Raw genomic sequence first — 12806 nt, 5'->3', positions numbered from 1 at the left:
TCATGCATATTCATAGAGGGCCGCAGACTGGGTGCATGAGCGCCCCCGCACAGTCTCGCGCCTACGGCGCTCGCACTGTTTTTTATATTGACGCATAGGCTGCGCTCAAGCGCAGCCTATGCGTCAATATAAAACTAACTCTTGAGCACCTTAACTGCACAATTTTGTTTATATGTTGTGTGATGAATGATGCAAATGTGCGCATTGCGCACATTTGCATCATTCATCACACAACATATAAACAAGTGCGAGCACCGCAGGCGCGAGACTGTGCGGGGGCGCTCATGCGCATCAACACGAGAGAAGTTTGCTACTTTCTATGTATGTATGGCCGGGACTGTGTTATGATAGGGGGCGAAATTTGATCTGTTTTAAGATGAGTGCTGACATTGAGCTATCGGCCCGGGCTGAACGTATAGAGTCCGGGCTTTTTCTGATAGGAGAGGATAGACTGGCGGCACGATAGTATGGGAGAGATGAGAAGATGTCTATTCACTATGTATTGCGTGGTAAAACGCAGGTTCAGGATGTTGAGCGCGAGGGGACGTTAAGCGATGAACAGTTGGTGGGGGTAAAAACCAGCCAGGATACCGCTTTGATTAATGTCGCCATCAGAGCGTTGCGTACCCAGGGGATCGAAGCTGAGTGGCAGGAATGTGTGCTGGATGGGGATGCTGCTGGGGCTCGGACCTATACCTTCTACAAGAAGCGTTGGACGCAACAGAAAACGCGCTAACAAGCTCCTGTGGGGGGAGGTCAGCTTATTTATTGCTAGCATAGCTGACCTCCTCGCTTATGCGCTTAGGATTCGTAGGGTCTGGCGCTCAACTGCAGGATCAGTCGGTGAGAGCTACGCGGGGCGATATTGAGACGATCAGCGGGACGATTGAGACCATCTTCGCTGGTCACCACGGGCTCGAAGCAGACGAAATCATGATCGGGCGCGGTTGAGGGCTCGGACCAGACCTGCATGGTGGAGAGCGAGTAGCGCTCTTCCACGGGTTGCTCGGCAATGGTCAGATCGCCTTCATGCGGCATATGGACCGTGACGCTATGGGGAAAAGAATTGGGCTGATCCGGTGGCTGCGTCGCCCATTGAATCGTCCGGGGATCTATGTTGGGCAGTCCCTCAATGGTGATATCGGTTTTGTCTTTCTGGGCAACGGCAAAGTATGGATGGAAGCCAGGTGCGATCGGCATCACTTCGTTGCTGCGATTCTCCATTGTCAGCGTGTAGGTCAGGGTACCTTCTCCGGCAACGATCTGCGAGGTAAACGCGAACTCGTAGGGATATTGCGCATAGGTCTGCTCATTGTTGGTAAGCTGAATTGTAATGCTGGCGGCATCTTGCTGCAGCACCTTCCAGGGCATGGTGCGCCCAAAGCCATGGATGGGTAGCATGGTGCCCTTCTCTTGAAAGATGCCCTGCTTCAAACGCGAAAAATTAGGGATCATCAAAGGCATTCCCCAGCGTTTAATGTTGCCGGTCTCACTGGCTCGATAGAGCACCTGCCAGTTTCCCACCTGAAAATGTGAGACAAGACAGATGTCCGGCATCACGCCGACTTTTGTATCTCCAGCGCTGAGCACGACTTCGCGTTCCATCGGAAATTGTGTAAATGTCATTATGTTGTCCACTCCAATTGTATGTAAATAACTGTACCGTTTCTTCATCCTACCATTGAGCAGCCTGCCTGGCTTTATCACCTGGCCAGGTGCGGCCCCTGTGATATCGTTGCTGGCCTTACCTGGCGTGTTCACGCTTTCCAGTCCAGCGCGAACGCTTTAGACAGAGCCTGCTGCTGCTGAAAGAGGCGTAGGGCGTAGGCAATCGCATCCGTTTGCTGTAGAACGGCCTGCACGGGATCGGGCAGAAAACCGGCTTCAGCGATCCAATACAATGGTATGCGAATCATCTCCAGCGGTAGAGCCTGAATCTCTTCGCGCAACAAAGGTCGGTCGGTCGCCTGATTATAGGCTTCCAGCAATGTACGTACGCGCGGCCAGGGAGCGAGCTCGGGATAGCGTACATCCTCTTGTAGCCAGAAGATCCAATAGATCGCGTATGCCAGATCAAAGATGCGTTCACGCGTATCCAGAAAATCGAAATCCAACAATCCCGCCACGCTACCCCCACGGAAGAGCACATTGCCCATGCGATAATCACCATGGGTTGGACGGCGCGGCAGATACTGGCCCTCGTCATACCACCACGACAACTGTTGAGAAAGCATCTGCAAAACCACGTGGCAGATTTCGCTGGCCTGCTGCACCTCTCCTATTTTATACGCAGACCGTGAATTTTCGATGAGAGACGCCGTTCTCTCGATCCACTCCATCATCTGAACAGGGGTGGCATAGTTATCGACGGCGGGCTGAACAATGTTGGCTGGTACAAGATGCTTTTCCAGAAACGCATGCAGATCACCGAGCAGTGTAAACATCGCGGGTAAATACTCCCAGCGTTTTGTGGGAGCGTCATGAGCAATAAACGGCTCAATTTCCACCAGGCGCTGTTCATGAGATAATATGTCCGCGCCACTGAGGGCGGGTATCGGGAGGGCGACTGGAAAGCCTGCTTCGGCCAGCAGGCGCTTCGTCTGATGTTCAAAAGACAGGCGGCGCATCGTGACCCAGGGGCGATGGATGCGCAGCACATACTGACCCGACTCCGTATCCAACAGGGCGTTTAAGTTATAGGTGCCTCCCAGATCACGAACCGCGAACGTCGTACCGAGCGCATAATGCTCAAGCAGCTCGGGAACCAGTTCCAGGTCGGCGCGCGGCCCAAAAAGAAGCTCTTCCAGTTGATCCCTCCTTTGCTGTCAGACGCATATTTCTTAAAATATTGTCACGCTGGCATTGTACGCATATCTGAGCCTGATCGCAAGTTCTCTTACCACACCTCCGCACCCCTGGACGCACTGTCCTTTTTTCTACTCTTTTCGCGTCTTTGAGCCCACCACTCTTTTACCATTTCCACGTCTTTAAGCCCATCACTCTTTTTATTGTCTTTAAGCCCACCACTCTTATTATTCAGGGAAGTTGTCGCAGGCGCGGAACGCGCCTGCGACAACTTCCCTGAATAATAAGATTTTTCGAGCGCCGCAGGCGCTCGAGTCAGGGCCGCAGGCCAACAAAGCAGCCATCCAGGCACTCCTGATATTTGAGCATACAATCCCGCTGCCACCGGGATTGTATGCTCAAATAGGACCTATTGTCTTTTGAGAGTCAGGTGTTTATACTGTATGATATCAAGGTACATATGTATGTACCCATATGTATGCTATTCATCACTACTGCTACCGTATCATTATATTCGTCCAGCTTCCGGATGCATACGAATACTAAAAAGCATGGGAGACAATTCGGATAGAGAAGCGCCGAAGCGAGGAAAGACAGAAAAAAGGAGGCGTGCATCCTCCCCTTGTCGGAAGGCGGGGGGTTCCGCACGATTGAAAAAGGGTGACAGGACATATCGCAATTAAAGGTACCCGCAACGGTTTGCTCTTAACGCTAGAACCAGAGACTCCCTTCAGTGACTTGATCTCTGCGCTGGCTGATCGCCTGGCGGAATCGCCCGCTTTTTTTCGGGGTGCCTCTCTGACGGTAGACACCACACATCGCTCACTGCGCACCAACGAGCGTTCGCAACTGGAAGATCTACTGGCTCGCTATCACATGTCTGTATCCGCAGTTGAAACCGTGTCCGAAAAGCGAAAGGCCCCCAAGACGATCTCTCTATCCATTCCAGATACGTCTATTGAAGGAATAGTCACCAAGGAGGTCGGACCAATGACAAAAGAGATTCCGCCAACACCGGCACCGACTCCATCTTCAAATCCACCTTTGAATCCATCCCCAAATTCGTCTCTCAATACTAAAGTGTCGGGTCCGCTAACAAAAGATGTGCGCGAAACACCGGCCAAGGATGCTCGCGAATCGACCGATACCCTGTTCATCAGGCGTACGGTGAGGTCCGGGCAGGCCATCCATCATGAGAGCAACGTTGTAGTGCTAGGAGATGTCAACCCGGGCGCAGAAATTGTGGCCGGTGGAGACATCATCGTCTGGGGAGTATTGCGGGGTATGGTACATGCTGGCTATCCAGATAATGAGAATGCAATCGTCTGCTCCTTGCAGTTATCGCCCGTCCAATTGCGTATTGCGCATCTCCTCTCTCGCCCCCCCGAAGGTTTTGAAGCACAGCCCAGGCCCGAGGTCGCGACCATCCGCGAAGGCCAGATCGTTGTCGAGACATGGGTAAGCGGACGGTCGCCCCGCAAATAATGCGTGTTTGCTGTATTCGTGAAGTTGGATGATGCACATCTACTTCAATTAAAAGTTCGTGATATACTAAAAGACTGTATGGGCCAATACAGCAGCCTGAAAAGTTCTTCAGAGGGAGTATAGCATGGATAGCCGGATAATCACCATTACGTCGGGTAAGGGTGGAGTGGGCAAAACAACCACGACTGCGAATTTGGGGACCGCATTGGCGATGCAAGGGAAAAAGGTTGCGGTTGTTGATGGCGACATTGGATTGCGCAACCTGGATGCCGTTCTCGGCTTAGAGAATCGCATTGTCTATGACCTGGTAGATGTTGTTGAGGGCCAGTGCCGTCTGCGGCAGGCGCTCATTAAAGATAAACGCCAGCCAGAACTATATTTATTGCCAGCCGCACAGACACGCGATAAAAACGCCGTCAATAGCGTTCAGATGGAGCAACTCTGCCAGCAATTGCGCCAGGAATTTGAATTTGTGGTGATTGATTCACCGGCTGGTATTGAGCAAGGATTCCGTAACTCAATTGTTGGTGCCGATGAGATTATCATTGTGGCGAATCCTGAAATGGCCTCGGTACGCGATGCCGACCGGATTATCGGCCTGGTAGAAGCTGCTGGCAAGCCGGAGCCCCGCCTGATCCTTAACCGTTTGCGGCCAGAGATGGTCAAGCGTGGTGATATGATGGATGTCACCGATGTACTGGAGGTGCTCAACATTGAATTGTTAGGCGTGATTCCAGAGGATGAAGCCATCATCGTTGCTACCAATAAAGGTGAGCCAGCTGTCTATGATAAGCGTACGCGTGCTGGACGTGGCTTTTTGCACGTCGCTCAACGTCTCCTGGGAGAAGAGGTCCCACTGGAAGATCTGGTAGAATCTCCTTCCCTGCTGGAACGATTACGGCGCTTAATGGGATTTGGTCCTGCATTGGGTGAGAAGCCTGTGCGTTCGTAGTCTTCTTGAGAGGGGGCAAATAATGGGTGTTTTTGAATTTATGGTTGGCAAGAAAAAGCCAACCCCTGGTGAGGTGGCCAAGGAGCGCTTAAAAGTAGTACTGGCACATGATCGCCTGAAGCTTAACCCTGAATTGCTGGAGGTGATCCGAGGGGAGATTCTGTCGGTCGTCTCCCGTCGTCTGGCGATTGATGAAGATCAGGTGCAGGTCAACCTGGCGCATGAGGGTGGCGCGGAAAAACTGCTGGCCAACATGCCGATCAGGCGCGAGAAAATTACGTTTGAGTGGGATCCTCCTTCCCATACTCCTAATTCAAACGTCATCCGTGGCACCGTACACGTAGATACTTCGGATAGCGACCACAAATAAGCTGTCCACCTGCCGCTAACGCTGTGATACCTGTATATGGGGCACCCTTTGATCAGGATGCTCCTCATCCTCTTGCCTCCTGCTCCGCCCTCTCCCTGTATATGCGCATATGGGCATATATTATGTATAGCCATAGCGCAATGAATCTATAAAAGGTTAAGAAAGTGTATGGCAAACATTAATTTCTTAACACGATCCTTATATGTTTTTAACTTTTATTTTACCCTTTAAGCCATATAATGGGTGCCGTGATTATTGAGTTCCTTTTGCTCATATAAAAATAACATGGTCTTTTGTCCGGACAGTATTTGACCACCATACGGTCTGCGTGCCTACGCTTCCACCCTATTGATAAGGTAGGAAGTTAATACCATGGTAATGAAATACTGAGCTTTACGGTACCGGGCACGATGTATAGTAGAAGAGCGCGCAAAACTATTAATCTGATCGAAATAATCAAAAAGGTTCTGGGGATCAATCAAAGGAAATGTCGCTATGCTTCAATCATTATTACCGAGGTATATGGTGGAGAGTAGGGGTATGCGAGAGCCAAAGAAGCGGCGTATGCGTCAAAGCAGGCTCTATCAATTGCATCGTGGTGCCAGCAAAGCTATCTGGCCATTAACGGCCCAACATTATGTCCATACAAATCGAGCTGCTCAGCAGCGCCGTCTCATTATCATGACTGGCATTAGCTGGCTTGATATGCTGGGTCTTCTCCGCATTCAGGTGCTCTATGTGATGTCTCGCTATCTGACATTTAATCGACTACTTCAGGGTGGGTTTGTGTTTGTGTGTATCGGAATCGCTTTTGTGCTGTCGGCCATTTATGATTGGGCTATGCTGCTCTCGCACTGGGTGACGTTTGCGTTGTTCGCCTGTTTATGTGTGTTAACAACCGCTATTTTTGATTACTGGCGTGGTGAACAGAAACGGAGCACGCAGCAGACGATCAAGCCATTTATGCCGTCCGCCACATCATCGTTCGCGGGCATTCCGGCATCGCAGCCGAGCCAGCCATTGCAAGCCTTGAGTCGTAGCCAGAGTCTTCCTCAGTCCCAGGTGCCCTCCCTGTTCAATTTTCCTGACACGCCTATGCCACCGGCCACGCCGCTGGTGCGCGTGCTTGAGACGATCGACCTATCATCTACCAATGTAAAGCATTTTCTCGATGTCAAATCCCAAACCACCGGATCCATTGCCAGGCTGCGTGATGTAAAGGGGCAGCGTAAGGACACCTCTGTATCTGAATAAGCTGAATGTATGACCTTCGGGTATTTTATTGACCTGCTGCTGCGAGCGAAGTATGATAGCAGGCAGATTTTGTGCGAGTATCAGCAAGCAGATAGGTGAGGAGGCTCCTATGAGCAACCAGCAGGTACAGAAGGTTAAGGTAAAGCGCCTGGCGCATGTTGGCGTATGGACGACAGACGTGTCCGCGCAGGCACGCTTCTACCATCAAGTCCTTGGGCTGGATGTGCGCTCAACATCTGAGAGTGCGACAGATGAGGATAACGAATTAAACGAGGCGAATATATTTTTAGGCCTGGGCGAAGAGTCCCATTGCGTGGGTTTTTTTAACGATGATCGCCCCAACTCTGTCAATGGGCGGCGTCCTGTTCAGAAAACGCCTCTCCATCATCTGTCTTTTGAGGTCGATAGCGATGCTGAACTGGCCGCGCTGGCCGCTCGCCTGAAGATGGCGGGCGTTGATCTTAAACTGGAGCCACGCGACGGTGATTCCGACCGGGGGGATACGCTCTGGTTCAATGATCCCGATGGCAATCGGGTTGAGATTGCTTCCAGGCCCGATGATTTCATAGCCTCATTTGGCGGACGTCCCTCTATGTGGCGCCCGCAGGCATTACAGCATGTCGCTCTCTATACTTCCCACCTGGAAACCATGGTCGAGTTTTATACCGAGGCCCTGGGTTTCGATATCTCTGACTGGTTGTTGCGTGAGCGCGTCTGGTTGCGCTGCAATCAAAATCATCACACCCTGATGTTTATTCAAGGTAAGCCGGGCATCGACCACATTGGCTTTACTATCTCCGAGGGCAATGAGCTGCTGCGCTGGGCTGACCAGTTGAGCCAGCATCAGATCCCTTTGCTATGGGGTCCGGGGCGCCATGGTACCAGCGGAGACCTGTTTGTGCGCTTCGCCGATAGCGATGGCATTCATGTCGAATTATCCGCTGGTATCCAACAATATTATGATCGTGACGTGACGACCCCGCCACGCCTGTGGCATACACGGGTGATGGCGTTGAACCTCTGGGGTGTCCTCCCCTCCTGGATTCGCGAAGAAGCCCAGGTGTAATGAACAATAAAGCCCGGCGGCACGCAACGCGTGCCGCCGGGCTTTATTGTTCAGGTTGATCCAGGCGCGGTGATACTTTAGCTTGCTACGATAGGATTGCGCAACGTGCCGATGCCTTCGATCTCTGATTCCATGGTGTCGCCGGGCTGTAAGAATTCAGGGGGGACGCGGGAGAAACCGACACCGCTGGGGGTGCCCGTCGCGATGATATCACCGGCCTCCAGGGTCATGCCCCTCGATAGCGTGACGATCATATCTGGAATAGAAAAGATCATCTGTTTCGTGTTGCCATCCTGCTTTATCTCGCCATTGACGCGCAAGCGCAGGGCCAGGTTGTGCGGATCGCTGATCTCATCGGCTGTGACGATCCAGGGTCCCATGGGACATGAGCCGTCGAGACTCTTGCCTTTGAAAAATTGTTTATGGCGCGACTGCAGGTCGCGGGCCGTGACATCGTTGAGGACCGTATAGCCAAAAACATAAGACATGGCATTGTCCTCGCGAATATTCTTGCCCGTTTTGCCCAGGATCACGCCCAGTTCAACCTCCCAATCGATCTTTGAGGAGACCTCAGGATCAATGGTGATCTCTCCATAGGGTCCATTCACGGTCGTGGGAGCTTTGGTAAACATGACCGGCTGCGTGGGTGGCTCGCCACCATGGTCGCGTAGGGCGGCCGTCTCTTTCGCATGCTCGGTATAGTTGACCGCCAGACACATAATGTTTTTTCTAGGACGTGGAATCGGCGCGGCCAGCGTGGCGTCGCGTAGAGCATAGCTGGCATCTCCCAGTTTTCCTTGCTCGGCTGCTTCTATGATGGATTGCAGGCTCTCTTTAGCCGTCGTATAGTGTTCAATGATGCCCTGCACGGAATCAGGGCTTGAGAGTTGAAGTAGCGTGCAGGCGGCGGGTATATCCAGAATGGTTTCCTGTACAACCAGGCCTGGCCGGATCGTGGTGTTTCCCTGGCTGGAAAAGCTGACCAGTTTCACGTAAAATCTCTCCTTCAATGGAATTCGTTTCTGTCCATTATTCTACAATATTCACCTCTGTATGGATGCGAAAGCAGGCTTTTTAATATTCGTGTGTGGTGGGCGGCCGCCCACCACACACGAATATTAAAAAGCCTTGATGCGGAAGGACTTTGACATGCTCCACGGTGATGTTTATAATAGTCATGCTCGTATTGCGCCCTATGGTTTACCTATAACTTTTAATATATATGTGTTAATATTCATGTGTAAATTAACGACGGCTGGTTGGTATGATGGGATATGGATTTGTTATGAAGTGGTTTGTTACGTATAGATGGTGGAAGTTGGGTGGACTGATATTACTGGCTTTGCTGCTGGTGTTGATCGATCGAGCCTGCTACCAGGTGACGGTACCTGTCACATTAGAGGTGCGCCACCAGACGTTAACTGTTGATGTCGATGATTCCAGGTTGAAGGTGGGTACGGTAGCCGCGCCGCGCTTTCTCTCGCTATCCAATGGTAGCCCGGTTGTTCATGAATATCAGATAGATGGTACGGATAGTACCAATAATTTTACGCTCAATCAGGCCTACTTTGAGCAGCTAGCCAGTTCCCCATACTATCGCTTTCAGGCCTGGATGCGCGATTTCGACGGTACGAGCGTCTGGCGTGATGTTCAGATAGCGCAAGCTCAACGTATTATACGCACCATCGCGCGGCCCGCATCAACCATGTCTGTTCCATTGCCCTCCGCGTCCTCTTTCGACGTCCATCTACAGTTGCAGCGGCCAGAGACGCCACGCACCATAAATGTGCTCATGTCTGATCATACAACCATTCATATCACGCTGGATCGCAACGATCGCTATATTCGCGTTACACGAAGTTCCCAGAATCCTATAGGGGGAGCGGATGCCGAGGTCGCGCGAGCGTTCTTTCCACAAAATCCCTGGCCGTTTGCCGCCATGATCATCAGCTTTTTGGTACGTACCTGCCTGTGGGCCCTGGCTATACTGGTGATTGTGTTGTTGGGAGACGCGCTGAGCGTGGGCCTGTGGCATGGCGCTCCCGGTCGCTGGCTGTCCAGACTGCGACGTAGAAGGCCCACGAGTGAGAACGGGTACGTAGCCTCTTCTGTTCAGAAGTCGGGCCTGATACGGCGTGGCTGGCAGGGGCTGACGGCGGCCATTCATCCCGTTGCCTTGCTCTTTCTGGTGATCGCGCTGGTCTTTGTACTATGGATCGCGCTGGTGGAGTACCATGGGGAGCCGCATATCTATGACGCGAACGCGTATCTTTTCGCCGCGAAAATCTATGCCCATGGTCAACTGGCTGCCCCACTCCCATCTGTGCCTAAACTTTTTCCGGGCCCCTTCGTGGTGCAATTTGATGGAAAGTGGTTCGCGCAGTATCCTCCAGGGACCGCGCTTACGTTGATGCCTGGTATCTGGCTCGGCATGCCCTGGGTCATAGAGCCCATCTGTGGTACCCTGGCTCTGCTGGGGTGTGGACTGGTGCTGGGACAGCTGTATGGTCGGATGGTGGCGACACTGGTCATCGTGCTGGGGACGCTCTCCCCTTTCTATAGCTATCTGTCCGCCAGCTATTTGAGCCATACCATCGCCCTGTTATACCTGGTCTGGGGATGGTGGGCCCTGCTTCGTTTTATGCAGGAAGGACGCTCTCAATGGAATCTCTACCTGGCCGTTGTTTGCTTTGGCCTGGGTGCCCTCACGCGTGACCTGGTCGGCATCTTATGGATCTCCCTGGTAGTCATCGGCTGCATCGTTCTTAACCAGGCGCGCATCTGGCGTAACTGGCGCACCTGGCGCCGATGGATTACACCGGCATTGATGGTGCTGGGACTGGCGTGCTGCTTTGGAGCGGTCAGCATGTGCTACAATCTCTACCTCACCCACGATGCCCTGACCTCGCCGCGTACCCTCTTTTATGCGCCTGATCGCTGGGGCTTTGGTATGGGTATCGGCTTTTATGGCCAGCATACGCTGGCGGCTGGCCTGGTTAATCTGGATGAGCTCTTAACCAGCCTGTCAACCGATCTCTATGGCTGGCCATTTTATTTTACGCTGGCTTTTGTGCCCCTCCCCTTTATCACCGGACGGGCACGGCTGGTCGATTGGGTGCTCCTGTTTTGTCTGATCATCATGGCGGGCGCTTATATTGGCTATTTTTATCATGGTATCTACCTAGGCCCTCGCTACCTCTTTGAGACGCTGCCTTTTTTGCTGGGCCTGACCGCCCGTGGCATCCTGACGCTTGGTTCGCTGGGCATGAAAACCGGAGCTATGGTTTCCTCTTACCTGGGGCGGGTGCGGCAGCAGCAGCCAGCCTCCATTTCAGTCCCATTGAGTGTGGCGACGGTTTTGCTGATCGTGTGCCTGGTAGCCTGCAACCTGTTCTATTATCTGCCACGTCAAACGGTTGTCTATCGCGATTATACGGGCCTGCCTCCCGGCTACAAGGTGGATCTGAACGCCATCTACCATCCAAAGCTGAGCCGGGCCATCGTCGTCACGGACGACTTTACCCTGTATCAACTCGTCCTGTTCCCTTTAAACGATCCTGACCTGCGCAGCGATGTTATCTATGCGCTGGCCAACGATCCCACACAGTATGCGCAACTGCGCGGCGCCTTTCCGGGACGTACCATATACCAGCTCAACATTGATGACAATGGCACGGTACACTATATAACCATCCCTCCAGCATAATGATGTTTCTGAGGGGTGCTTCACTCCATCATCAGGGATTTGCGCATGATCTCAATCGGGGCCGGCTGGTTGGTCCACAGAGTAAAGGCCTGCGCGCCCTGATGCAGAAGCATAGAGAGTCCATTGGCTGTATTGAAGCCCATCAGACGGGCCTGGCAGAGCAGGTAGGTTTGCGATGGATTATAGATCATGTCGTAGATGAATGTATCAGGATCAAACTGGGCCAGGGTCTCCACCGGTAAGGGACTGATATCCTCATGCAACCCAAGTGAGGTGGCATTGATGATGATCGACGACGTGCGTGGAATCAAGAACGATGGATCATTCAAGCTAAAGATGGGACGATCATAAGAGCGCAACAGGTCAGCGGCCAGGTGGCGCGCGCGTTCCAGATTGCGGTTTAAGATGATAAGCTGCTCAACGCCCGCATCTACCAGCGCGAACGCGGCGGCCCGGGCCGCCCCACCGGCTCCCAGTAAGATCGCGGTATGGCCGCGCAGTGAGATATGTTCGCGACCATTATATGTCTCCACTTCACCCAGGCCATGTTCATGGAGAGCATGAAGCAGGCCAAGCGCATCGGTATTATAGCCATAGAGATAGTCGTCGCGATGCACGATGGTATTAATGGCCCCGATGCGAGCCGCCAGCGGATCAATTTTATCGACCAGAGGTAGGACGGCTTCTTTATGTGGAATGGTGACGTTGGCGCCCAGGCAGTCCGGCTCACAGAGAGAGCGGATACGCTCGATGAGCTGCCTGGCGGGCGTATGCCAGAGTTCGTAGCGCGCAGGAATGCCAAGCGCATCAAAGGCAGGCTGCTGGAAGCGCGGCGAAAAAGAGTGCGCCACAGGGTCTCCAATTAACCCAACATGCAATTGCTTTGTTGTCTGCATTAACGTTTGCTTCTCAATAGACATCCCAGCACCATTTTTCTATAGTATATCTGTATCAATATGAGGACGTTAACCGTGCCTGGATACATGGATTGTGACCCTGGTCGTATGTGGACCCTAAAGAGCAGAAAATCGCCCATCGTTTTTCTTTCAGATTATACCAAAAGTAGTCCCTTTACAATATATAACGCAGTGGTCTGGTGATAATAGCCTCCTTTGGGGCGCTTGTTTTTTTGCGCCTGTGATTGTATCGTGAATATATCAGATCAGAT

At 52.4% G+C, this 12806-nt stretch carries 11 protein-coding genes; 7 read left to right on the top strand and 4 right to left on the bottom strand.

Going from position 1 to position 12806, the window contains the following annotated elements; translation table 11 throughout:
• Positions 1 to 484 precede the first annotated feature (484 nt).
• A complete protein-coding gene (locus KTT_RS08240) occupies positions 485 to 736 on the top strand; it encodes a hypothetical protein (protein WP_126595519.1) in 252 nt (83 codons plus the stop codon).
• Positions 737 to 801: 65 nt separating this feature from the next.
• Here KTT_RS08240 and KTT_RS08235 read toward each other — a convergent pair whose 3' ends face one another.
• Positions 802 to 1626, bottom strand: a complete 825-nt coding sequence (locus tag KTT_RS08235; protein ID WP_160145735.1) for an aldose epimerase family protein — start codon at positions 1624 to 1626, stop codon at positions 802 to 804.
• Positions 1627 to 1757: 131 nt separating this feature from the next.
• A complete protein-coding gene (locus KTT_RS08230) occupies positions 1758 to 2711 on the bottom strand; it encodes a phosphotransferase enzyme family protein (protein WP_268904527.1) in 954 nt (317 codons plus the stop codon).
• Between the two features lie 754 nt (positions 2712 to 3465).
• On the opposite strand from KTT_RS08230, the gene minC reads away from it, so the two are divergent.
• From minC to KTT_RS08205, 5 genes are all read left to right on the top strand, one after another.
• On the top strand, positions 3466 to 4290 hold the full coding sequence (minC, locus tag KTT_RS08225) for a septum site-determining protein MinC (RefSeq protein ID WP_126595516.1): 825 nt from the start codon (positions 3466 to 3468) through the stop codon (positions 4288 to 4290).
• Between the two features lie 124 nt (positions 4291 to 4414).
• Positions 4415 to 5242 (top strand): septum site-determining protein MinD, encoded by an 828-nt coding sequence (gene minD, locus KTT_RS08220; RefSeq protein ID WP_126595515.1) that lies wholly within the window; start codon positions 4415 to 4417, stop codon positions 5240 to 5242.
• A gap of 22 nt (positions 5243 to 5264) precedes the next feature.
• The gene (gene minE / locus KTT_RS08215) at positions 5265 to 5612 is read left to right on the top strand and encodes a cell division topological specificity factor MinE (RefSeq protein WP_126595514.1); all 348 of its coding nucleotides are present in this window, start codon (positions 5265 to 5267) and stop codon (positions 5610 to 5612) included.
• Positions 5613 to 6152: 540 nt separating this feature from the next.
• Complete coding sequence (locus tag KTT_RS08210) at positions 6153 to 6866, top strand: NfeD family protein (protein WP_160145732.1); 714 nt, start codon at positions 6153 to 6155, stop codon at positions 6864 to 6866.
• A gap of 109 nt (positions 6867 to 6975) precedes the next feature.
• A complete protein-coding gene (locus KTT_RS08205; protein ID WP_160145731.1) occupies positions 6976 to 7932 on the top strand; it encodes a VOC family protein in 957 nt (318 codons plus the stop codon).
• A 77-nt stretch (positions 7933 to 8009) separates the two neighbouring features.
• Here KTT_RS08205 and KTT_RS08200 read toward each other — a convergent pair whose 3' ends face one another.
• A complete protein-coding gene (locus tag KTT_RS08200) occupies positions 8010 to 8924 on the bottom strand; it encodes a fumarylacetoacetate hydrolase family protein (protein ID WP_235845640.1) in 915 nt (304 codons plus the stop codon).
• 293 nt (positions 8925 to 9217) lie between these two features.
• On the opposite strand from KTT_RS08200, the gene KTT_RS08195 reads away from it, so the two are divergent.
• Entirely contained in the window at positions 9218 to 11638 is a 2421-nt protein-coding gene (locus KTT_RS08195) for a glycosyltransferase family protein (RefSeq protein ID WP_160145730.1), read from the top strand.
• Positions 11639 to 11658: 20 nt separating this feature from the next.
• Here the strand turns inward: KTT_RS08195 and aroE are convergent, their stop codons facing one another.
• Positions 11659 to 12534, bottom strand: coding sequence for a shikimate dehydrogenase (gene aroE / locus KTT_RS08190; RefSeq protein WP_126595510.1), 876 nt, complete (start codon positions 12532 to 12534; stop codon positions 11659 to 11661).
• Between the last annotated feature and the right edge of the window lie 272 nt (positions 12535 to 12806).

The organism is Dictyobacter aurantiacus, from assembly GCF_003967515.1.
GTDB lineage: Bacteria > Chloroflexota > Ktedonobacteria > Ktedonobacterales > Ktedonobacteraceae > Dictyobacter > Dictyobacter aurantiacus.
Note: the sequence above shows the minus strand (reverse complement) of the source record. Positions and strands in the feature narration are given on the sequence as shown.